The organism is Caballeronia sordidicola (assembly GCF_000729995.1).
Lineage (GTDB): Bacteria > Pseudomonadota > Gammaproteobacteria > Burkholderiales > Burkholderiaceae > Caballeronia > Caballeronia sordidicola_A.
In genome coordinates this window covers 149,015-171,197 of record NZ_JNFG01000199.1, presented here as the reverse complement: position 1 = coordinate 171,197, position 22,183 = coordinate 149,015, and the positions used below count along the sequence as shown (strand labels likewise).

Sequence of the window (22,183 nt, the reverse complement as noted above, 5' to 3'; positions counted from 1 at the left end):
CACGCAAGAGCGGCTCAAAATGGGCTTGACGGCGATCGGCTTGCGCCGGTCGCTTGCCTTCTATGAGTGATTGAGGCGACGTTGGACTGACACGACCAGCTGCCGCAATAGGCGCGGCACTGGCTCCGTTCAGGAAGTGATTGTTGGTGCGGAGATTGACCGCTGGCCCGAGCATCCGCACGAAACCGCGCGGAATTTGATTGGTTTTTGCGCCGGCTTGCGCTATTCCAGTCCGAGCAGCGCGAGATAACGCGTCAAGTCGCCCTCGGTGCGAACGATCTCGCGCATCAGGTTCGCGAGTGGCATTTGTCCCCATGACACGGCTCGTTTGAGCAGATATGGCGTGGGACTATGCGGCTCGTTTTCCTCGAGATAGCGTGCGACGATTTCGATCAGCTGGTAGGCGTGCGCGCGACTCTCGATATGTCCCGGCGATAACGCCACCGCATTACGCCCCAGCTCCACCTCGCGTTGCGAATCGCGGACGAGTGCCCCAGATCCCAACGGCCCCTCGTGTTCCGCAGATGCAAACCCGTCTGCAACCGCCGGCAAATGCGTGAACTTATCCTGCCCGCCATTAAGCTGAGTCTGCGGCAACGCGTGCTCGCCAAGCAGGCTGGTCGTCGCACGCGCGAGGCGCGCCAACACGTCGCTCACGCGCGAAAGATTCGGACCATCGTCGTGCAACCGTTCGTCGACCAGACCGGTTAGCGAGCGCCAGGCGCCCAGCGCGCCGTCCAGTTGCTGATGCAATGACCTGAGGTTCGCAAGATTGCGCCCTTTGTTCAGATTCTGCGCGAGCAGATCGCGCGTTAATACGCCACTGCCGGCGTCGTCATCGGCAAGCTGCAGAACCCGCTGCCAGTCGTCGAGATTGACCTCGGACGGTTCGCGCCCTTCGATGGTCATCAACGGCACATGCAACGACAGCATCAACGAAAAGGCATCGTTCATCCAGACGAACGGCGCGATCCGCGCGTCCACGTCGTCGCCCTCGATCTGCGGCCATGCGTGGTCCCAATAGCGCTCGACCAGCGCGGCCAGCAGCCGCGTCCCGGCAACGAACCCGTCGATCCGGTGCAAACGCGTCCACGCTTCGCACAGCCATGCGGCCAGTTGAAAATCCTTGCTGCGGTTGCCGAGCGCGTCACTGCATAACGCCGCGACCGTTTTCCAGTCGGCCTTGATCAGCGGACGCTCCCATTCGCGCATCGGCAGGGTAGCGTCGTCCTGATGCCGGGCATCGCGAATCCGCTGGTAGAGCGCGTCGTAGCGCAGCGAAATGCCGGCGCCACCCTCGCCGCCTTCGACAGGCGCAACAAGCGAGCCGAGATCAGCGCCAAACGCCGTCGGCGCAAAATCCAATGCGGAATCCAGCGTGGAATCCATTGTGTCAGCCAGTTTCATAACGCGGTCCAGTCCGGCGCGCGCGCCGGGAAACTGCCGGGCCACGGCAGTGGGGTTTTCTTGCCGGCAGGCATCAGCGTGAGGCGCAGGAACGCGCTGCCCCGCGCCTGCTTCGGCAACAAGGCCAGGTCGGCCGGGCTCGCCGTTGCAAGCGGAAAATCAAAGCCCAGCAGTTGCGACGCGCTATCGCCTCTCAGGCTCGCATCCGGCACGCGCTGACGCCCGATGAACGACAGCAGCGCCCAAGGGTCCGCGAATTGCCAGGTGAGCGTGTGTCCGTCGGTGGACAGTGCGCGCTGCTGCGGGTCGCTTGCCGCCGCGAGCGGCGAGTCTTTTGCAAAGCGCAGCACCAGTGTCACCGGCGTGCCGTAATCCCAGTGAAGCGCATGCGGCGCATCGTGTAACGACAGACTCTGCGAACCGATCGACAAGGTCCAGTCGATCACCTGGTTCGCAGCCACTTCAGCGCCGCGATTGGCGCGGAATTCGACGCCTACGTCGTAACCGGTCGGCGCGCCATCGTCAGCGGGATAAAGCGGCGCGAGCAGTGTTCTGACCTGATCGAAATTGTCGATGAACTGGCGCACCGAGGCATTTGTCAACGACGTCTGCGTGCCCGCCCCCGCGCGCGTGGCGCGGACCGTATCCGACACCGCCGCGTAACGCTTGAGCACCTGACCCAGTTCGCCGAAATCCGCCGGGCTGGCGTCGCCCCGGTTCACCACATGGATCAGCATCGAGCCGCTAAAGGGTTGCCGCCCCGCGACGTTCTGGTTGAAGGCTGTCGCAAAGCTGTCCCACTGCTGCCGCAGGTCGTACACGTAGTTCTGGCTGCAGCGCGCCAGCAGGCTATCGTAAAGACGCGCATGCAACGCCGCGAAATAGTCATCGGCTCCGTTCGCGGCAGGCCGGCCGGCAAACTTGGCCATGCAACTGCCCGCGCCAGGGTCGGCCGCGGCTGTTGCTACAAACTGCTCGAGCCGCAGCAGGCTGCTGTTCGGATTTTTCAGCCGATAGCGTTCGAGATCGCGCACTATCGCCTGCCAGCGCTGCGCCAGCGGCGACGCCGCATCGGCCTCGTTGAGCGCGGCCAGATAGGTCGACGCCTGCTTGCCGAGCGTGAGCGCACGGGCCGATTGCTGGTCGAGATATACCGCGAGCGCACCGGCATCGGGGACGCCGAACGCCACCAGCACGGGCGAGCGGCTACTGCTGGCGTGGTCGTACACGACGCTTTCGCGAGTCGCGTACAACTCGGACTGCGTGAGCGCATCGTCGACGAGTTTCAGGTGCGCCGTTGCATCGCGTGACATCACGCTGTCCAGATCTTCGACCTGAGCCGAGGCATTCATCTCCGCCAACAATGATTCGATCCTGACGAGGCGTGCGCGCGACGCGTCGAACGCGGCGCTGTCCGTGTCGCCTTGAGCTTGAGTAACGGTCGCGGCGCCCGCAGTCTGATCGAGGATCAACTGCGCGAACTGCACGTCGAGCGCCTGCTCGATCGCCGGCCGGGTTGCCGCCGGCAAGCTCGCGAGACCATCGGTCATGAAGCGCTTGTGCACGTCACCCAGCGTCAGCGCCTGGTCGAGTTGCGCCCGATCCCAGACGATCGTCGAGCCTTCGCCAAGGTCAGGCAGCGTGCGGCCTCGCGGCGCCGTCATGAACGGCTGGCCCAGCAGATTGGACAGGCCGTCGCGCAGGGCAAGCCGTGCCGGCGAGACCGCATAGCGGGCGTCCTTGTCGAGCCAGACGAGGCCGCTGTCCGGTGTGTCAAAACGCAGTGCGAGTTCGCTGCGAAATGCCAGGAACGCGGTGTCATCGCGCTCACGAATACGCGCCACGAGATCGGGCCCGAGCAGACGGTTCTGTGCGGCATGCGCGAGCGTGCGTTCATAGACCGGCCCCGGCGTGAATTGCGGCTGGCGCAGCCAGCCACCGTTGCCCGACGCCAATAGTTCGCGCTGCGAATCGATACCCGCCACGATCGCACGATAGTTATTGGTCAGCTGCGTGAAATCCGCGGCGCCTGCGGTACCCACCGACAGGTTGTTCAGATGCTCGGTGACCGAACGCTCCGCAGCCAGCAATGCGTTGTTGGTGAACAGGCCGCTGTCGACCTGTTGCGCGCCCTTGTCGAGCGTGCAGCGCAGTGCCTGCTGGATCACCGGCAGATTGACGCCGCCCACGGGGTTGGCCGCAAAATTGGCCGCGAAGTTGGTCGCACCGCGTCCGGCCGGATCGCGATAGAAGTAAGGCAAGGTGCCGGCCACGCTGCCCTGCAGTTCCGCGCCCAGCGCATAACGCACCACCAGCCGCAACGCGTCGGCATTGTCCGGCGACGGCGTTTGCAGGCGCTGCAGCGCCTGCAACGCGGCGTCGAGCTGATCGACCGAGCCTACATACTGCTGCAACGCGCGCACTTGCGGCGAGTTGTCGACAGAGAGGCTCGACGCACCGCGCACGTCGCTGCGCGCCGCGGCCGGCGCCGTGCAGTCGTCGTTGACGATCAACTGGCCGGTGCTCGGATCGCGGCTTTCGCCGGTCAACTGACTCACGCGCAAGAACATCTCGCGCTCAAGCGCAGTCACCGCGATCTCGCCGAATTCACGCTCGAAGCGCTCTTTCACGTGGGCGTTCAGATCGTCCACCACGCTCCACGAGCCCGGCATGAAAACCGTCCACGTGCTGTCGGTTTTCAAATGCTGGTTCAGGGCAATCAGCGCGAGCGCCTTGCGCCGATACCAATCCGCCGGGAGGTCCTGGGCCTGCTGCGCGGCCGCGGCACGCTCCTGCGCATCCCTGTGCAGCGAGCCGAGCGCTGCGACCAGTTCGCCGTTGCGATGGCTCAGTTGAACGGTCGCCACGACCAGCCCGAGACCCCAGCCCCCAAGCAGCGCGATGCCGCCCCAGCGCAACGCCCGGCTCAGCACCGGACGCGCCAGGTATTGAGAGCGCGACGGCCGCGTCAGGCCGTACTCCAGGAAGATCTTCTTTTCGAACAGGTCGCGCAGGAACGCGGGCTGCAGCATCAGGTCGTTGAGCGAGCCACCTGGTTCGCGGCGGCCCATGGGCGATCCGCCGCCGGCCGGCTGCAACGCTGAATCGCCCGCGTCGTAGACGGCCACGCCGCCCGTCGCCAGGTCCTCGCTGAATGCAGGCGATGCAAGCGCATCGCGCTTCACCGCGGCTTCGTCGCCCTGCCCCACGCTCCATTGAGCAAATTCGCTGCTGTCACCGGTCAGGTAGATGCCGCGGAAGAAAAACGGCTCGTGGTAGGCGCTCGCGCGCAGCAGTTCGTCCACATAGCGCTGCAATTGTGCGCTCATCGCCTCGATCCGCGACGGCAAGAGCAGGAACTGGCGCGCGTCCATCTGCCCCGCATCGAGCGCGAACAATTCGGCGCTCGCATCCGAGACCGAACGCATGATGCTGTGCATCGCGGTGTCGACCCAATCCGACGAATACGTGGTGGACAAGTCATACGGCGACGACCAGCCGAGCATGCTCGCGCGCAACGCCTCCGGCAATGCGCGGGCAAACGGCGCGAAGCCCGTCAGCGCCTCGCAGCCGGTGACCACGACGTACACCGCGAAGCGCATCGCGAAACGGTTCTGCGCGAGCCACAGGCGCCGATGCGCAAGCTTCGCATGACGAACCAGTTCGAGTTGCGCATCGGTATCGTCGGCCAGCAGGGTTGCAGCTGGCACGGTGATGACGACCGAGTCGAACGGCCGCTGCTGCCTGTAGTTCCGGCACAGGCCGAGAAACTCGTCCCACGGCTTCTCATCGCCGTCGTCTTCCGGAGAACCCAGATAGGCCGCCTTGATATCGACGACAATGCCGCGGTCGAAGAAATGCCACGAGATCCCTTGCGTGGCGGCAGGGCTGGCCGCCTCCGCGCTCAGCACGCTCGCGACACCGGATTGCGCGATGGGCAACGGGCACGGATCGTCGCCTTCGTTGAGGATCATGATCCACGGAATGTTGTAGCGCTCGGCACGCGACGCAATATTCCCTTCGATCAACTCGACAGCCTGGCGAAACGCACTGCGCAGCGAATCCGAACGCAGGCGGACGATCTTTCGATCCGGGGCCGGCTTGCTTTGCGCGCCATGCAACGCGAAGTACAGCACGGCGCCGAGCACGACGCATACGACCAGCGTCAGCACGGCAATGGACAACAGGAACAGATTGCTCGTCAACATGCGCGCGCTCCCGCAACCCTGATCAGCTTGAGTGAATTCACGGGTTCACCCCCGTCACGGGATCGGCATATAACGCTTCGCGCACCGGCCACGATTGCCACAGCCAGAGCACTTCGGAAATCGCCAGCAACGACACCAGCGAGAGCAGAAAAATGACTGTCCAGCGACTGACGGTCGGCAGCTTGCGGGGCGCCACGTGCGACAGTGTGTTCGCGTACGCCGGCTCGGCCAGCACGCGGTCGCGGCCGCCCAAATCCGCGCGGCGCTGGTAGACGAACTCGTAGAGTTCCTCGCGGTAGCTGCGCAGCCGCGGGGCCGCGTCGGCATCACGAAAGCGGCCCTGAAAGCCCATCGCGAGCGCGAACAGGTAAAGCCGCGCGACGTGACGGCGCGACGGTTCACGGTCAGACAGCAGTTGCTCGATGCGGCGGAACACCAGGTCACCCGCGACATTGGTGCGAAACAGCGTCGATTCGAGCAGATACGCGGTCCAGCGCTCGCGCCCGGTCCACGGCGTATTGAGCAGGATTTCATCAGCGAGCACGGTTTTCAGGTAGCGCGCATCGGCGACGTTTTCCATCTCGAAGCGGGTGGTGTCGCGCCGTGACTGCAGCGTCTGTACCTCGAGCAGATTCAGAAGATGACGGCTCAGGCCCTGAGCGGCGACATCCGGATCCGTGCCGGGCACTTCGGAAAAGCGCGCCTGCGCCTTGACGAGCTCATCGAGAAAAACCCGGAACTGTTCAGTCACGAGGTCGTCTTCTTCGGGTTCAAGCGGTCGATTGCGTGCCATGCTCAGCGTACCTTCATCGTTGCTTTCATCTTCTCTGTCTCACTCTCAGGCCGAGCGTCAGCCGTCAGCCTTTCACGAACAGCAGCATTTCCTGCGGCCGTTGGGCACTCGCACCTTCGTTCGGATTTCCTATCACCAGCGGCTCGGTGGCATGCACGAGCGCCGCTTCCGCATCGATTTCGAACAGCAGGTACCCGGAGCCGGAGCGGATTCCAAGCTCTTCCGCATAATCGACGCCGCGTCGCGTGGCTCCCAGTACACGGCGCGCCCGCAGCGCTGCATACACGGACTGCGAGCCGATCACCGCACCCTCCATCCATGCGAGCAGGTCACGCTCGGACTGGCCGCGCAAGCCCACGACGAGACGCTCGCCGACCCAGTCCGGCTGCAAGCCGATTTCGAACGCGCCGTGGCGGAAATCGAACTTGTGCTCGCGGTAGTCTTCGCTGACTTCGGAAACCGCTTCGCGCAGCGAACGCAGCAACGGCGTGAATACCGCCAGCGGATCTGCATGGTCGTAATCGGGCGGCACCGGAGGCAGGCCTCCGGGCTTGATCGTGGCGAGCGCTCCGCTTAGCGATGCCAGCGACCAGAACAGCGCGAGCGGATGCAGATGCGGCGTGCGCAGCACCGCTTCGGCAAGCGGCAACGCGCTCAGCAGGCTGCGCAGGCGATCCTTCAATTCCAGTTGAGTCAGGCGGTCGTCCACCTTCGACGACGGATTGGCCGTCTGCCGCGCGACGAAGGCCGCCTTGCCGCGCAACTGTCCGAGCAACGAAGCAACCGCGGTCCACAGCGGGTTGTCGCGGGCTATTTCGAGCAGCGGCGGCAAGCTGTCGCCGAGCCGCACCACCTCGTTGTCGCGATACACCGAGCCGAGCCGCAAATGGACATGTATGCCCGAGGGCAGCTCGCCCGCGGTGAGCGCGAGATTCGGCAGGAGGCGCGGGATATCGGCAGGGGGAGCATCGGACACTTCGTCTTCAACCGGCACACCCGCGGTTGAACGAAAGCGCTTCACCTGCGCATCGCGGCGCATGGTTGCGGCGACCGGCAGCACGAGATAGAAATCGAGCGGCCCTTTCGCCAACTGCTCGGCAAACGGCTCCAGCGACAGTTCAAGCCGCCCGTGCTGGCTCGACTCGGCCGCATAGGAAACCGCCGTGCCGTCGGGCATGATCGCGTCGAGTTCGAGAATCCGCACGAGTCCGGTCGGCAACAGGCCGTTGTCGAACACCAAGCGCCGCACGCCCCAACTGAATGGCGCGGCGGCCAGAGTCTGCCACGCCACGAGGGAATCGACCCGCGCGCCCATCAACTGAAAATGCTGCGGTGACAGCAGCATGCCCTCGAACCACTCGATGCGATCGGTGACCGGGTTAGCCATGGTTGTTCCCCCATACGCCGCGACGGTGTGCATCCGCCGGGTTGGCGGCGTAATCTTTTAATTGGCGCTCACACGCTGTCATTTCGTATCCGCGACTGAAAAACTATTGCTGTCCAACTGCACGACAAGGCGGCCGTTGAACTTCTGTATCCGGACGCGATGCGCGCCGGGGTCGGGGTAATTGGCAAACACAAAAGCCGCGACGACACGCGGACCGCTGAATGCATCCTCGGGCAGGTCGACCCGCTGGCCGGGCACCAACTCCCAACTGCGGAAACGCAGGCTCTTCGGGAAGGTACTGAGCAGATCGGCGCGCCCTGCAAACCATTTCGATGCGGGCAACTCGGCGAGCCGTGCGAGCATCGCGTCGTCACTCACCAGCACCACGTCTACCGCCAGAGGGCTGTTGTTGTTCATGTCGTCGCTGGCGGTCAGCGTGACCTGCGACCACGACGCTTTCTCTCCGCTCAAACCCATCATGCCGCAGCTCGCGAGCAGGCACGCGAGACCGCAGGCGCAGCCGATTGCCATCAGCAGGCGAGCGCCGCGACGCGACATGCAGCGCACACCATCGCTCATCAACCAGTTCGTCATCTCGCTCCAACTCCAATGCCCATCAATACGATCAGCGACGCCGCCACCGCCGCGCAGCCCACCGCCAGCACGAGTTGCGCACGCGTGAACTCGAAGCGCAGCACCTGTCCGAGTTGGGGGCCGCCATGCGAATGCCCATCGGCAAACTGGGTCCGTTCCGAAGGCAACCCCGCCGACACGAGCGCAATCACCGTGCACACCGATAACAGGCTCAGCACGTTGCGCGGCCCTTCGCAGATAAGATCGATGGTAACGAACAGCACGCCTGCGGCTTCCACCGGCAGATGCAGGAACGACAGCACGACGCCCGTATAACCGACTGTCGCCACGCCGTTCTGCCCTGCCGAGATGAACGAGGCCAACGTGGCGGCAGCGGCGATCATCGCGATGTCGCTGGCATCGAGCGGTCGCTCGTACAGGTTCGCGACGAACACCGTCGCCAGCGCGAAGTAGAGTGCGGAGCCGGCCCGCACGAACACCGAGCCGAACGGCACCACCAGTTCGACAATACCGCGGCTAAAACCCAGTCCCGCGCTCATCGCCTCGATGGTGTGCGGGATCGGCGCCGTCGCGCTTCCCGACGTGAGGCCTACCAGCAGCGGCGCCTTCAGGCCTTTGATCACCTGCCCGAGCGGCTGGCTGCTGCGCGCCGTGATCATCGCCAGTGCGAAGCCGCCGAGCAACAAGGTGACCAGCAGGAAGCACAGCAGGAAACCGCCCATGGCGCTGAGCGTGGCGCGCTCCGTATGCGATGTGAGATGCGCGGCCATGCCGAACGCCAGCACGGGAATCAGCAGGTTCGCATGCGCGATAATGACTTCGAGTGTCCTGTACACGCCCTCGAACACGTTGTTCAACATGTTCGACTGGTCGCGTGAAAGCGTGGCGAACGCCATGCCGAAAAGGATCGTGCCGGTCAGGATGCCGAGCGAACGGCCTTCGGCGAGCACCCGGTAGAAATTGTCCGGAAATAAATCATGCACGCCATAGGCGCCCACGTTCGACGCAGCGTGCGCCGCCTGGCCGAACAGTGTGACTCGCACTTCCCCGCCATCGCCCGCGCTTTTGAGCACCAGTCCGCCGAGCTGTTCGTGCGCTGCAATGGAGAGATGCTGACCCGGCATCATGAGCACGCCCGCCAGCGTGCCGCCGATTGCGCACAGCACGACCAGTCCGACAGCCAGACCGACTATGGTGCCTGTGCGCACAGTCGGCCTCGGCAATGCCAGCACCTGACGCAACCCGAAGAACGTCGCCACCACCAGCAGCGGCACGGCCGCCATGTTGACGACCGACAGATACAGTTCCCCGATGAAATACGCGAATGCGCCGGCCTGTGCGGCGAACACGCCGCACAGGCCACCCACTGCGAGGCACAGCAGCAAGCCGAGGGTGCTCTGCGAGAGCGTCTGCAAAGTCTTCATTGCGGCCGGTTCCAGCCGCGCGCAACCGCGAACGATACCGTGGCGCGCGCCAGCTCCAGGGAACTGTCGATCAACGCTAGCGGTGAATCCGGCAGATGCCGTGCGGCCAGTGGAATCTCCGTGCAAGCCATTACCGCCACCTGCACACCCTGTGCGGCCAGCTTGTCGAGCACCAATGCCAGATGCCCGGCGGCATGCTTCAACGCGCCAGCCTTGACCTCATGGATGCACGCGGCGATCTCTTGCTGCATGGCGGCGTCGGGCACCACGGGTTCGATGCCGCGCGCGGCCAGCGCTGTCTGGTAAAAGCCGGACACCAGTGTGCCGCCGGTGCCGAGTACGGCCACGCGTCGCACCGAATCGGGCACTGCGGCGACGCAAGCATCGGCGATGTGCAGGACCGGCGCGTCACTGCGCGCCAGCATCTGCGCATACCAGTGATGAGCCGAATTGCACGGGATCGTGACGAGTCCTACGCCGTTGCGGTTCAGCAGATCGATGCCCTCCAGCAGGCCGTCGAGACAATCCTCGCCATCGCCGAGAATGGCGCGCGAGCGGTCCGCGACGTGCGGCAGATTGGCGACCAGCATCGGCAGATGCTGCTGGTCACAGGAAGCGTCGGTGAGCTGCACGACCTTGGCCATGAAATCGACCGTCGCGAGAGGACCCATGCCGCCGAGAATTCCGATGAGTGCCATCAATGGTCCTAGATTTTCAACGGCCGCGGACAGATCAGCGTCACCGCGGCTGCGTTGCCGATCACGAGGATCAGCGTGCGCAGCATGTCGCACAACGGATCGACCGCGAGGAACAGGATGAACGCGGCTTCAAACGGCAGGCGCAGGTACGCGCACGTCATGCCCACCAGCGACACCGTGACGAGCCCGGTCATGCCCGCCGATGCAAAACCCGCCAGCACCGACGCAAGCAGCACCGTGGCCAGCTCGACGATGCCAAGCGCGTGCCCATACAGTTGCGCGATGAAGAGCGTCGCGCACACGTAATAGACCATCGGTCCCACACGCAACAGCGAGATCGTGAGCGGCACCAGCAACTCGACGCGTGAACGTGCAAAACCCAGTCCGTCGACCAGGCTTTCGATCATGCTTGGCATGCATGCCGCGCTATTGCGGGTCGCGAGTGCGAGTGCGAACGGCGCGCGCAGTTCGTCCAGCGTCTTGCCGAGACTATGACTCGAACGTTTCCAGATGATCGCGGTCGCGAGCAGCAGCAACAATACGGACGCGACGAAAAACGCTATGACGAAGTGCAGCATCGCGTGCAGCGGTCCCACGCCCGACTTGCCGAGCTGGGCGGCGCTCATGCAAATCAGGATCAGCGGGAGCGGATAGCTGAGCCAGTGCATCAATCTCTGGCAGGCGTGATAGATGGTTTCCAGCGACTGGCTGAGACCGGCTGAAATGCGCTCGGGCACACGTCCGACCGCAAGACCGAACAGCAGTGCGAACACCAGCGCCTTGAGCGCGTCGCCGTTCGCGAGCGCCGCGAAGATGTTGGTCGGCACGAGGCTCGTCAGGACGTCGGAGAAACTGAGCGACGGTTGCGCGACATCGGCCCCGTACAGGCTCATCACGGTATCGCTGGATGTGCTGTCGCTGCCGACCATCAGGCCGAAAGTCTGCATAGTCGCACTCGACAGGTTCTTGCCGGGATGAAGCACCAGTAACACGATCGCGCCAACCACCGCCACGGTCGCCGAGGCGCACAGGAACACCGTCACCACCCGAACCAGCAGGCGCGAGGTGCCACCGTCGCGAAACAGTCGCTGCAAGCTGAAGATGACTGCCGAGATCATGAACGGCAAGGTCGTCATCTTCAGCAAGTCGACATAGATATCGCCAATGAAGCCAAGTTTCTGCGCCTCGACGGGCAAAAGCAGGCCGAGTGTGCCACCGATCGCGAGGCTGCCGATCACCACCCACGGGTTTAGGGCGAATGCATAGATCCTGCTGGAATTCATGGTCTGCTCTCTCGCGTATGTGTGTGCTTATCGTGCGCGTATCAGTCGTTAGTGGCCTGCAGGACCGTGCTCACATCGAACTTGGTACTGCGCTCCGCCAGGAACTGGTTGATGAACGCGAGCAATGTTGGCTCGGAAACGTTCACACCGATTGCGAGCGTGTCTTCCAGATCCTGCAGCGTGACCACACGAAGCCGCAGCGACGCGGTCGGGTCGAGCTTCAACACGCGCTTCACCTCGAACTCGTCGCGATAAGCCGCCGTTACTTCGCCCATATTCAGCGCGCGGAGCACCGACTCCCAGGTCGGATAACTGTGTACCTGTGCCTTCGGAAAATTAGTGACGACATAACTGGCGTACGACGAATTGGCGACTACGCCTATCGAACCATCGTACGAACGGATCACTTCCGGTACTCCCCGGCCATGCGCGAGTTGCGCAAACTTCACACGATTGAGCAGCAACGAACGCTTCAGGCTCAGGTAAGGCGTGCTGAAACTGATGACCTGTGCGCGCGTCAGCGTCCGCGACAACTTACTAACGGCCAGATCCGCCTGGCCTTTAGCGAGAAGGCTCACAACGTCGTCGAAAGTTTTCGCGTCGCGATTGAAACGCACCTTCACACCGAGCTTTTTGGCGATGTCGCCGGCTAGGGTGATATCGAGTCCGGTGAGCTGGCCGGCGCGTTCTTCGAAGAACGGCGGCTGGTCGACGCCGAGTACCGCGACCACCAACTCTCCCCGTTCGATGATGCGTGCGAACTCGGGCGCGAGCAGCCGGCCGTCAGGCATCTGGACGAGACCTGTGGATGTCATTGGTAAGGCGGCTGTGGCCGTGGCTGAGGCAGCAGCGGCGGGCGCGGCTGGCGGCGCCGGCCGATTGCTCGCAGCGTCAGCGGGCAACGCAACCAGCGTGACGACGGCCGCGAGCAGCATGCCGCTCGTAAAACGTGCCGCCTGCGCACGTCGGTCGAGGGTCCGGGTAAACCTTGTAAAGATACGAAGCAGAGACGACATGAAAAGCACCAGTCTTAGAGAGTCGAAGAAGCGGGAACCGCGGCGAGGTCATTGGCACCTTGCTGTGCCGGCTGCGGCGGGACACTGTCGGTGGATACCGCCGAGTGAGCGGCCGAAGTCATGGGTGCGTCGGCCGACGGCGTCGTGTTAAACCGCGCGCCGATCTCGATGCCCAGCACGAACAGCAGGACACAGAGCAACAACGCGCAGGCCGCGGCGATGGTCACCATCCGTGAAGTCATCGAAAAAACGTATTGCTGCATCGCGTTCTATCCTTAAGGAACCATGGTGGTGAACTGTGCGGGCGCGACGATCTGGATCACGCCGCCCCACGAGCACATCAGCTTCGACGAGTTCTGCAGCGCCGGCTGTCCGCCGATCAGCACGGTCGGAGATCCCGGCACCCACGGCGCGGCCGTGACCGGCAGGCAAGGCATGGGCGTCAGCACGCCGAGCGCGGCGGCCGTCGCGGCGGCCACCATCGGATTACCCATGCACATGCATGTGCCGAAGGGCATCACGTTGACCATCGGCAGGTGGTCCATCACGGTTGCCGCTGGCGCCCCGGACAGCACGGCGTTCAGCGGCAGCACGCCGAGCGTTCCGGGCGCGGCGCCGAAGCTGCATTGCAGCGTGGTCCCTGCTGTGACCTGAATGCCCACGTCTAGCCCCTCACCCATTTTTCAAAATTCTTGACCAGCCGCGGCGCGCCCGGCGAGCTTCCGGCTGCCGGCGCTGCGTCGACGCTGCGCCATTCGCCCTGCGGCTTGCCCTGCTGGAAGACGCGCTCTTCGAAGACGCTGCCATCGGGCGCGAAGCGGCGCACGGTCCCATGCAGCAGATTCGCGCGGTAAGGCGACGACTGAACCAGCGCGCCGTCGCGCGCGTATTCGCGCGTTTCCCCTTCAAGCAGTCCATGGCGATAGTTCGTGCGCCGGACCACGACGCCGTCGGTCATGAACAGCGCCTCACGATCGAGCTTGCCTGCCTCATAGGTCATCCGTGACGTGACGAGCCCCGACGGTGCATACGACACGCTCTCGCCGTGCAGCACGCCTTGTACGTAGTGCTGACGCGCGGCGAGGCAACCGTCCTGATAGACCGTCACCACGCCATGCGGCTTGCCGTTCAGGTAATGCGCGTGCTGGAGCGGCGCGCCTTGCTCGTCGAATGAGCGCAGCGGTCCGTTCAGTGCACCGTGCGCATAGTTGGCTTGCAGCAGCATGGTGCCGTCGGGCGCATAGCGCGTGCTCTCGCCATGCGGCACGCCGGCCATCAACGACGCGCGACCGACGAGGCGGCCCGCGTCATCGCGCTCTTCGACGATCTGCGTGACTTCACCCGCGGACGAAGCGTCAGGCGTTGCGGCTGGCGGTGACAGGAAAGTTTCGATCGCTTGCCTCAATTCAGTTTGACCAGCCCGCCTTTCAGCGCGAGCATGCCGCCACCGTCGACTGTTTGCGTCGCCGATGCCTTGTGTGAAATCGTCATTCCTTCGCCACTCAAGGTCGTGCCCGCCTTGCTCGCGTGCGTCGTGCCGCCCTCGCTCGCCAGCGACGTGCCCGCCTTGATGCTGATCGACCCCGTTACGTCGATCACCAGGTTACCGGTGACCTTCAGCGTGTAATTGCCGCTGACGTTTTGGGTGAAGGCCGCATGATTGGTGTGCGTCTCGTCGCCGGTCACATCGAGCGTGCGGGTGCCCTTGACCGTGTGCGTCTCCTTGCCGGTCTGCACGTCGATCGTGCGGTCGCCCTTCTGGATGACATGCGATTCGGCGCCGGCGATCAGAGTAGTGGTCAGCCCATTCTCGATCGCGACGTTCATGTCTTTTTGCGCGTGGAAATAAAGCTCTTCGGAATCGAGCTTGTCTTCCATACGGATTTCGTTGCCGGCGGTGCCGCCCTTCGATGAGCGCGAGCGCATCACGCTTTGCGTCTGCAGCGAAGGCAGCGCGACGGGCGTCGCGTTCTCGCCGTTATAGACACTACCGGTCACGAGCGGCCGGTCGGGGTCACCGTCGACATAGCTCACCACCACTTCCTGCCCCATGCGCGGCAAGAACAGGTGCCCCCATCCCTGACCCGCCGATGATTGCGATACGCGCACCCAGCAAGAGCTGTTTTCATCGGCGCCGGCGCTGCCGTCCCAGTAGAACTTCAGCTTCACGCGGCCGTTTGAATCGGTCCAGATTTCTTCTCCCGATGAACCGACCACTTTCGCCGTGTGCGTGCCGGCGACCAGCGGACGCGGTGTCGTGAGCGGCGCGCGAAACGGTACCGATTCCGGAAACACATGGAACTCGTTGCTGTAGGTATCGTTGGACGCTGTGTGCGTGACGGCACGCACCACATACGACACATTCAGCGCGCTGTTCACATGCCCGCTTAATGTGAAGGACGTGCCCGCCGTCAGCGCGTAGCAATAGCCGGCGCCGCGACCGGTCTGCTGCTGGACGGTTTGCGCGGCGAGCCGGACCGCGGATTTACGCGTGCCTTCCGCGCTGGTCGCGTACTTGCCGGGAAACGTAAAGCGCCGTCCGGTGGGCACGGACGCGCTCGCGCTCGACGATGCCGTCGAGCTAGCGGCGGTGAGATAGTCGTAATCGGCAAGCACGTGAACGCCTGACACAATGTCCTGCGTCATCGCGAATTCACCGACCCGTTCGGCGCGCGGCGCCACGCTGCTGTCGGGCGAGAAATACAGCGTGGGCTGACCGACTTCATGTGCGGATGCGCTGTCGGCAAGCACCATGGTGTGAGCACCATTAGCGAAGGTGAAGAAGTAGAAGATGCCCTCTTCTTCCATCAGCCGCGAGATGAAGGCAAATGCACTTTCGTCGTACTGCACACAGTACTCGCGCACCGCATAGTCGCCGCTGATGCGCAATTCGAGCGGCACCTGGAAGGTACCGAGCACGGCCTTGACGATATCGAGCGCGCTCTGGTTCTGATAGATCATCCGGTCCTGGCCGAGCGTCAGCAACCACAGGCGCGGCGCCAGTTCGGCCGAGTAGAAGCCGTACTGCGAATTCGCGCCCGTGTGCGCGAAGCGCTTCACGATACCGTTGAAGTAACGCGCCGTGCCGACCTGATCCTTGACCGTCACCGTGACGGCCTTGCCGATGATGGTCTGTGCATCCAGCGCCTTGTTCGTCGAGTGCATCCGCAAGTCGAAATGAAATGGCTCGGAGATCGCCTCGCGACCGCCGAACCCGTCGAGCAGCAGCGCATCGGCACCGAACGGCGTCGTGACCGACACAAAGCAGTCAGCCTGGCTGGGCACAGTCGACATGCTGCTACGCCTCCTCGACAGACTGGAAGCGGAATTCGATGCCGCCCGCACCGTTCAGCGCGAGGTGTACGCCGCCGAACGGTTCCGCGATCGAAATGCGCTCCAGCACCTGGCGCGCCAGCTCGGGCAATACCGATTGCGTCAGGATGTGATCGACATTGCGCGCGCCGCTATCGACTTCCTTGCAGCGTTCGGTAATCAGCGCGGCCAACGGTTCATCCCACGTCAGGCGTGCATGATGATTGCGCTCGAAACGCTGCGCGAGCCGCGTGAGCTTCAGGTTGACGATCGATGTGATCTGCGCGTCGCCAAGCGGGTAGTACGGCACGAGCACGAGACGGCCGAGAAACGCCGGACTGAACTGCTTGAGCAGCGCCGGACGCAGGCGTTCGATCAGCGCTTCGGGTTCCGGGCGCCGCCCGCCCTGGCACGCGTCGGTGATGATGTCCTGGGCCGCATTCGATGTCAGCAGGATCAGCGTGTTCTTGAAGTCGATCGGCACGCCTTCGCCGTCTTCCATCACGCCCTTGTCGAACACCTGGAAAAACAGTTCGAGCACATCAGGATGGGCTTTTTCCATTTCATCGAGCAGCACGACGCTGTATGGGCGACGCCGCACCGCTTCGGTCAGCACACCGCCGCGTCCATAGCCGACATAACCCGGCGGCGCGCCCTTCAGGCCGGACACGCTATGGGCTTCCTGGAACTCGGACATGTTCACGGTGATCATGTTGCGCTCGCCGCCGTACAGCGTATCCGCGAGAGCGAATGCCGTTTCGGTCTTGCCGACACCGCTCGGGCCCACCAGCAGGAACACGCCGACCGGCTTGCCTGGATCGTCGAGATCGGCGCGGAACGTGCGCACGCGGCGCGCGATGGCATCGAGCGCCTGGTTCTGGCCGACCACACGTTCGGCGAGCTTGTCCTGCAGATACAGCACGGTGTGCAGTTCGTCGGCGAGCATGCGGCCAACTGGAATCCCGGTCCAGCCGGAAATCACCTTGGCCACCGTGCTGGAGTCGACGCAGACCGGCACCATCGGCTCATCGCTTTGCACGGCTTCGAGCCCTTTCTCGAGGCGCGCAAGATTCGCCGTCAACGAGGCGCCGTCTTCACTATCCTCGCCTTCCGCCGCCTTGCCTTCGTCCGCCAGATGAAGGCCGATCTTCTTGCGCCACGCGATGATTTCACCAACCGCATGTTTTTCCGTGGCGAGCTTGTCGCTCAGCCGCGCGTGCTGTGCGCGGTGTTCCTCGAGTTGCTTCGTAACGGCAGCAATAGAGTCAACGTGATCGCTGCCGGTGGCGGCTTCGTGACGCAGGATGCGCAACTGGTTTTCGTTGGTCTCGATCAAGCGGCCCAGCGCTTCGATCTCCTCAGGCACGCCGTTCTGGCCGATAGCAACTCGCGCGCAGGCGGTGTCGAGCACGCTGATGGCCTTGTCGGGCAATTGGCGCCCTGAAATGTAGCGATGCGACAGCTTGACCGCATCGCGTACCGCGTCGTCCAGAATTTCAACGCCGTGATGTTCCTCGAGCTTTTGCACCATGCCGCGCAGCATATCGATTGCAACCGCTTCGGTCGGCTCTTCGACCTTCACCACCTGGAAGCGCCGCGCGAGCGCCGGGTCACGTTCAACGTATTTCTTGTATTCCGCCCAGGTCGTCGCAGCGATGGTGCGCAGTTCGCCGCGTGCCAGCGCCGGCTTGAGCAGGTTGGCCGCATCGCCCTGTCCTTCGCTGCCGCCCGCGCCAATCAACTGATGGGCTTCATCGATGAACAGGATTACCGGCACCGGCGACGCCTTCACTTCCGCAATTACCGACTTCAGGCGGTTCTCGAATTCACCCTTCACGCCCGCGCCCGCCTGCAACAACGCGAGATCGAGCGAGCGCAACGACACGTTCACCAGTGCGGGCGGCACATCGCCCTGCACGATGCGTTGCGCGAACCCTTCGACGACTGCCGTCTTGCCGACACCCGCTTCGCCGGTCAGGATCGGATTGTTCTGGCGGCGGCGGAGCAACACGTCGATCAGTTGACGGATCTCGGCATCGCGACCGCGGATCGGGTCGATTGCGCCTTCGCGGGCCAAAGCGGTGAGGTCGACCGTGTATTGGTCAAGCGCGGTGCGCTGTGTTCCTCCTGCCTGTCCGCGAGGCATTGACGGCATCGCAGGTTGCGATGGCGAGGCAGCCTGTTCAGCGTCCGTGGCTTTGCTGGTTGCCGCTGCGCTGCGCGCAGCGGCTCCGCCGCCGTCTTCCGCCGAACCGGCCAGCACCGTTGGCAACAGTTCGCGCAAAGTCGCACGCGGAATATTCAGCAACGCCGGCGCCGAATCGAGCAGCAGGCCGCGCAAGCTATCGACTTCGAGCAGTGCCAGCAACAGCGTGCCGGAGCGGATCTGTTGCTCTGCAAGCAGCATCGAACTCAACAACCACGCTTCCTGGAAGAGCGACGAGAAATTCGGCGACAAGGCCGGCGTGCGGCCGTTGCCGCGTTTGAACTGGTCGACCGATTTCTGCAGTTGCGCAATCAGCGTATCCGGCTTGATCTGGAAATGCGCAAGGATCGCGTGCAGATCTGGCGCATCCAGTTCCAACAACGTCAGCAGCAAATGCTCGACATCGACGTTGTAGTGAGTCTGCCGCACGCACAATTGCGCGGCCTGTTCCATCGCGTGCTTGCACTCCGGGTTGAGCCGGCTCAGCAGCGTACGGATATCAATGTTCATGCGCTGCATCCTTCGTAATGGCGCTCGGGTTGGCCGGCCGCGCGCAGCGCAAGCCGAACCGGAGCCGGCGCTTCGGTGGTCATACCGGTTTTATAGGGTGTATCGGTCTCTCGCGCGGCGCTGCTCTGCACACCTGTTACCCATGAGGTCCAGCCGAGCCGGGCCGCATTCGTGCCACCGAGCGCGCAGGTCACTTTTTGCGGCGCAAGTTTCAGCACGAACTCCACATCGAAATCCTGTTGCACGTAGCAGCGAATCAGCCACTGCGCCAGCACATGATCCGGGCCGCCGGGCAGCAACGCCGCAAAGCGCCCACGCGAAAGATTAGCGAACTCGATGCGAATGCCCGCAGCCTGGTCCCACGCCCGGCGCCCAAGCATGCTCTGTCCGCCGAGCCGGGGCGCACGCGAACCCACGCGCGCGAGCCGCAGCGAATCCGTCTTGTCGATCTCACGCCAGCCACCGACAAACTGCACACCGCGCACCGGCATTCCGAGACGATCGGAGAGCAAGGCGAGCAGGCCCGTCATTGAGCGCGGCGCCGCACTGAGCAGCCCGGCATGACGCAGCCACAGGTGTTCATCGTGCGGGCCTCGCAGCGCTCCGCGCAGCCCAAGGTTGCTTAACGCATCGAGACAGGCAGCCAGCGCCGACGAGTGCGGCGAGCGCCAGTTAAGACCCGGCGCGTGCTTCTTGCGGCTGCGATAGAGAAACGACAGGAAGCGGTGATTGAAGATATCGAGCAGGTCGGCGGTGGCGGAGTCCCGCTGTGCACGGCCTTCCAGCACGAGTTCGGTGAACGGCATGGGCAGCGGGCCGTTCGCGCCGGCCAGCGTCAGCACCGGTGTTGATAGCGTATAGGCGGGACGGTGTGCAGCGTGAACTTCATGAGCCTCGTTAGCTTCATGAGCGGCAGTACGCTTGGGCAGCTCGCCTTGCCGCACGCTGCGGACATCGCTTGGCTCGAAGGTGAGCGATACAAAGCCGCTCAGCCGCACGGCTTCGCCCGCGCCGTTGCCGCGCCCAAGCGGACGCGCGTGAGGCACTGCGCGCTCGAGCAGACTGATCGCCTGGAACAAATCGAACCCTTGCGGATTCGCAATGAGCCTGGCGATCAGAGCAGCTGCTGGCAACCGGTCATCGGCTCCCATTGCTTCCATATCTCGTCTCCACGGCGCACGACCAACCGCACAAAAGAATTGACCGATGTGTACATCGCGAAAAAGCGCGCGAGCACCGCGCCCATCAGCAACGGCGAGCCACCAACGAACGCATGGGCGTCGAACTCGATGCTGACTTCTGTGCCGCGGCAGTATCCGCGCCACGCATCGGCGCCAACATGCGCGGTCACGTTGCGTGCCTGAATGCTCTTGATGCCGTGAATCTGGTCCTGCTCACGCGTGCTTTCCGACGCGAACAGACGCAGCATTTCCTGCAGTTGCTTGTGCCCCGTCGCGCCGCTTACGAGCGAGTGATAGTTGAGCGTCAACATGGAGATCAAGCGCCACAGCGTCTCGCTGCCGAGCGGCGGGCTGCGCTGCAGGGTCGGTTCGTAAAGGCAACGCACGCGTACGTTCTGCGAGACCTTTTCCAGCATCATGCGTGCGCCGACCGGCAACTGTTCGGCAAGATGACGGTTGGTGCACATCACATTCGCGTAGACGACCGGCTCGGTCGGCTGGCTGCTGACGTTGCCTGCATCGACGAAGCTCAGGAACATGTCGGTGCCCTGCACGTTCTCGCGCAGACTATGCTCGCGGCGCGCCGACCAGAAGACGGTCGCGCCGTTCGCGTCTACATGGTCGATCGCGGAAAACCCCGGCACGGTCGCCGAGCGTTCCATCGACGGGTCCGACGCGACCACGGACACAATCGAATGGATTTCGGTCATGGCGTCGCGCCGCTGGTCCGCAACCAGCCGGTATTCGTACTGCCGATGATCGATTGCAATGGGCTCGCTGGTCTGCGAGAACAGGTTCACGATCGGGGTGCAGCCAAGCTTGAAATGTTGCGCGCCCAGCATGCCGAGTCCGCGCGGCACCCGCTCCAGATGCAGCACGATTTCGCATGTGCGGCCAGTGCCGAGGCGGCCCGCCAGATGATGCAGATCGAAGAAATGAAACTTGCGCGGAAAGGCGAAATATTCCTGCATCAGCCCATAAGCCGGCTGCGCATGCGGTGGTTGCGGCAGCACGCTGTCGGCTTCCGCGTAACCCACTTCACGCCATGCCGACGCGGGCAAGACGACACCCCCGCCACTCTCCGGCCGCAGCGATACATCGGTCACACCCGACGCGAGCAATTCATAGAGCGGCATTGTCACCATCCAGTCGCCGTGCAGATGGATGCGCAATTGCTTCAGTTCGAGTTCCGAGAAATCGACGCCCGGTTCGCACTCGAGCGTGAGCCGTAAGGTCGAGTCGTCGCCGAACGCGGCCCGGCTGATCCTCAGCGGCCAGAGCATCGTTTCCCACGCCGTGCGGAACCGGCAGGCGTCGCCGCTCTCAGTGAGCGCCTGCAAACCCGTATGACGCGCCACCTTGAAGCCCGCCGTCACCTTGCCCTGGCTCGGATCGAGTTCGAACTGTGCGACGGTCATCGACGGCATCGGCTGAACGAGCGACGGGCAAACGTTGTCCAGCAAGGCCGAAGCAACCTGCGGAAATTCCTGATCGAGATCACGATGGACACGTGCCGCGAGAAATGCCGTGGCTTCGATCAGCCGCTCGGTGTGAGGATCCAGCGATTCGGTGCCATGCAACGCCAGCCGTGCCGCAACCTTCGGATAACGCTGCGCGAAATCGGCGCCTTGCGTGCGCAGATAGGACAGCTCGCGTTTGTAGTACTGGAGGATATCGTCGCGGGCCAGGTCAGCCATGTTCCACCCAACGCGGGTCTGCGGTGTAGTGGCCCGACGGTGCCAGTTCGAAGGCCACATGGTCCACGCCTGTTCCCTCACGAATCTGGCCGCCGATCAGCAGGATGGCGTCGGGCGCGCGATCGGCGGGGAAAGCAAAGCTGACGGTGACATTCATGAGACGCGGTTCGAACAACTGAATCGCGTGCTGGATTGCCGCGGCAATGGCGTCGCGATCGCCACCCGAGCGCATCGAACGTTCCGAGAAGTCCGGCACGCCGTAGTCGATGACACTTCCATCGGTCGCACCGAACGCCTCGAAGGTGAGCCGCGAACGCGTGTTCAGCAACCTGCCCAGATCGCGCGCCACCGAATCCCGCAGCCCATTCTTGCCCGGAAATTGGGTCTCGCCGCTAGCGGCGAGACGGTCGAACAGGGGCATGACTGAACCCCTTGAAGTTGCCGGCATGACGCGAATACTCCTGAGA

General features: G+C 63.7%; 17 protein-coding genes. All 17 read right to left on the bottom strand.

The features are described 5' to 3' along the window. Positions 1-222: 222 nt before the first annotated feature. The 17 genes from tssA to tssE all read right to left on the bottom strand — a co-directional run bounded on the left by tssA (position 223) and on the right by tssE (position 22,137). Positions 223-1,407, bottom strand: coding sequence for a type VI secretion system protein TssA (gene tssA, locus FH08_RS0135515; protein WP_031362897.1), 1,185 nt, complete (start codon positions 1,405-1,407; stop codon positions 223-225). Then, positions 1,404-5,615 carry a type VI secretion system protein gene (locus FH08_RS0135510; RefSeq protein ID WP_031362896.1) on the bottom strand — a complete coding sequence of 1,404 codons (4,212 nt, stop codon included), beginning with the start codon at positions 5,613-5,615 and terminating at the stop codon, positions 1,404-1,406. The genes tssA and FH08_RS0135510 overlap by 4 nt, the downstream gene beginning before the upstream one ends. Positions 5,616-5,652: 37 nt before the next feature. After that, positions 5,653-6,408 carry a DotU family type IV/VI secretion system protein gene (locus FH08_RS0135505; RefSeq protein WP_031362895.1) on the bottom strand — a complete coding sequence of 252 codons (756 nt, stop codon included), beginning with the start codon at positions 6,406-6,408 and terminating at the stop codon, positions 5,653-5,655. Positions 6,409-6,472: 64 nt separating this feature from the next. Further along, entirely contained in the window at positions 6,473-7,795 is a 1,323-nt protein-coding gene (gene tssK, locus FH08_RS0135500; protein WP_031362894.1) for a type VI secretion system baseplate subunit TssK, read from the bottom strand. 78 nt (positions 7,796-7,873) lie between these two features. After that, positions 7,874-8,389, bottom strand: a complete 516-nt coding sequence (locus FH08_RS0135495) for a hypothetical protein (RefSeq protein ID WP_051888776.1) — start codon at positions 8,387-8,389, stop codon at positions 7,874-7,876. After that, the gene (locus tag FH08_RS0135490; RefSeq protein WP_031362892.1) at positions 8,386-9,813 is read right to left on the bottom strand and encodes a dicarboxylate/amino acid:cation symporter; all 1,428 of its coding nucleotides are present in this window, start codon (positions 9,811-9,813) and stop codon (positions 8,386-8,388) included. Before FH08_RS0135490 ends, FH08_RS0135495 begins: the two co-directional genes overlap by 4 nt. Further along, positions 9,810-10,511 (bottom strand): aspartate/glutamate racemase family protein, encoded by a 702-nt coding sequence (locus FH08_RS0135485; protein WP_031362891.1) that lies wholly within the window; start codon positions 10,509-10,511, stop codon positions 9,810-9,812. Before FH08_RS0135485 ends, FH08_RS0135490 begins: the two co-directional genes overlap by 4 nt. 8 nt (positions 10,512-10,519) lie before the next feature. After that, positions 10,520-11,794 (bottom strand): dicarboxylate/amino acid:cation symporter, encoded by a 1,275-nt coding sequence (locus FH08_RS0135480; protein WP_031362890.1) that lies wholly within the window; start codon positions 11,792-11,794, stop codon positions 10,520-10,522. Positions 11,795-11,835: 41 nt separating this feature from the next. Continuing rightward, on the bottom strand, positions 11,836-12,729 hold the full coding sequence (locus FH08_RS0135475; protein ID WP_200878846.1) for a substrate-binding periplasmic protein: 894 nt from the start codon (positions 12,727-12,729) through the stop codon (positions 11,836-11,838). Between the two features lie 95 nt (positions 12,730-12,824). Beyond that, positions 12,825-13,073 (bottom strand): hypothetical protein, encoded by a 249-nt coding sequence (locus FH08_RS0135470; RefSeq protein WP_031362888.1) that lies wholly within the window; start codon positions 13,071-13,073, stop codon positions 12,825-12,827. Positions 13,074-13,085: 12 nt separating this feature from the next. Further along, positions 13,086-13,472: a DUF4280 domain-containing protein gene (locus FH08_RS0135465; RefSeq protein ID WP_031362887.1), complete on the bottom strand. Its 387-nt coding sequence runs from the start codon at positions 13,470-13,472 to the stop codon at positions 13,086-13,088. A 2-nt stretch (positions 13,473-13,474) separates the two neighbouring features. After that, positions 13,475-14,215 (bottom strand): toxin-antitoxin system YwqK family antitoxin, encoded by a 741-nt coding sequence (locus FH08_RS0135460; RefSeq protein WP_235210602.1) that lies wholly within the window; start codon positions 14,213-14,215, stop codon positions 13,475-13,477. Continuing rightward, positions 14,212-16,104, bottom strand: a complete 1,893-nt coding sequence (tssI, locus tag FH08_RS0135455; protein WP_031362885.1) for a type VI secretion system tip protein TssI/VgrG — start codon at positions 16,102-16,104, stop codon at positions 14,212-14,214. Before tssI ends, FH08_RS0135460 begins: the two co-directional genes overlap by 4 nt. A gap of 4 nt (positions 16,105-16,108) precedes the next feature. After that, positions 16,109-18,838, bottom strand: a complete 2,730-nt coding sequence (gene tssH / locus FH08_RS0135450; RefSeq protein ID WP_031362884.1) for a type VI secretion system ATPase TssH — start codon at positions 18,836-18,838, stop codon at positions 16,109-16,111. Further along, entirely contained in the window at positions 18,835-19,998 is a 1,164-nt protein-coding gene (gene tssG, locus FH08_RS0135445) for a type VI secretion system baseplate subunit TssG (protein WP_031362883.1), read from the bottom strand. The genes tssH and tssG overlap by 4 nt, the downstream gene beginning before the upstream one ends. After that, positions 19,953-21,716 carry a type VI secretion system baseplate subunit TssF gene (tssF, locus tag FH08_RS0135440; protein WP_031362882.1) on the bottom strand — a complete coding sequence of 588 codons (1,764 nt, stop codon included), beginning with the start codon at positions 21,714-21,716 and terminating at the stop codon, positions 19,953-19,955. The genes tssG and tssF overlap by 46 nt, the downstream gene beginning before the upstream one ends. Then, a complete protein-coding gene (gene tssE, locus FH08_RS0135435; RefSeq protein ID WP_235210601.1) occupies positions 21,709-22,137 on the bottom strand; it encodes a type VI secretion system baseplate subunit TssE in 429 nt (142 codons plus the stop codon). The genes tssF and tssE overlap by 8 nt, the downstream gene beginning before the upstream one ends. Positions 22,138-22,183: the final 46 nt, after the last annotated feature.

What these genes read in the sequence shown, in the direction of transcription:
- FH08_RS0135505 (WP_031362895.1), bottom strand. Translation starts at nt 6,408, where the DNA reads ATGGCACGCAATCGACCGCTTGAACCCGAAGAAGACGACCTCGTGACT.
- FH08_RS0135485 (WP_031362891.1), bottom strand. Translation starts at nt 10,511, where the DNA reads ATGGCACTCATCGGAATTCTCGGCGGCATGGGTCCTCTCGCGACGGTC.
- tssA (WP_031362897.1), bottom strand. Translation starts at nt 1,407, where the DNA reads ATGAAACTGGCTGACACAATGGATTCCACGCTGGATTCCGCATTGGAT.
- FH08_RS0135475 (WP_200878846.1), bottom strand. Translation starts at nt 12,729, where the DNA reads ATGCTGCTCGCGGCCGTCGTCACGCTGGTTGCGTTGCCCGCTGACGCT.
- FH08_RS0135490 (WP_031362892.1), bottom strand. Translation starts at nt 9,813, where the DNA reads ATGAAGACTTTGCAGACGCTCTCGCAGAGCACCCTCGGCTTGCTGCTG.
- tssF (WP_031362882.1), bottom strand. Translation starts at nt 21,716, where the DNA reads ATGGCTGACCTGGCCCGCGACGATATCCTCCAGTACTACAAACGCGAG.
- tssG (WP_031362883.1), bottom strand. Translation starts at nt 19,998, where the DNA reads ATGGAAGCAATGGGAGCCGATGACCGGTTGCCAGCAGCTGCTCTGATC.
- FH08_RS0135495 (WP_051888776.1), bottom strand. Translation starts at nt 8,389, where the DNA reads ATGACGAACTGGTTGATGAGCGATGGTGTGCGCTGCATGTCGCGTCGC.
- FH08_RS0135480 (WP_031362890.1), bottom strand. Translation starts at nt 11,794, where the DNA reads ATGAATTCCAGCAGGATCTATGCATTCGCCCTAAACCCGTGGGTGGTG.
- FH08_RS0135510 (WP_031362896.1), bottom strand. Translation starts at nt 5,615, where the DNA reads ATGTTGACGAGCAATCTGTTCCTGTTGTCCATTGCCGTGCTGACGCTG.
- tssK (WP_031362894.1), bottom strand. Translation starts at nt 7,795, where the DNA reads ATGGCTAACCCGGTCACCGATCGCATCGAGTGGTTCGAGGGCATGCTG.
- FH08_RS0135470 (WP_031362888.1), bottom strand. Translation starts at nt 13,073, where the DNA reads ATGCAGCAATACGTTTTTTCGATGACTTCACGGATGGTGACCATCGCC.
- tssE (WP_235210601.1), bottom strand. Translation starts at nt 22,137, where the DNA reads ATGCCCCTGTTCGACCGTCTCGCCGCTAGCGGCGAGACCCAATTTCCG.
- tssH (WP_031362884.1), bottom strand. Translation starts at nt 18,838, where the DNA reads ATGAACATTGATATCCGTACGCTGCTGAGCCGGCTCAACCCGGAGTGC.
- tssI (WP_031362885.1), bottom strand. Translation starts at nt 16,104, where the DNA reads ATGTCGACTGTGCCCAGCCAGGCTGACTGCTTTGTGTCGGTCACGACG.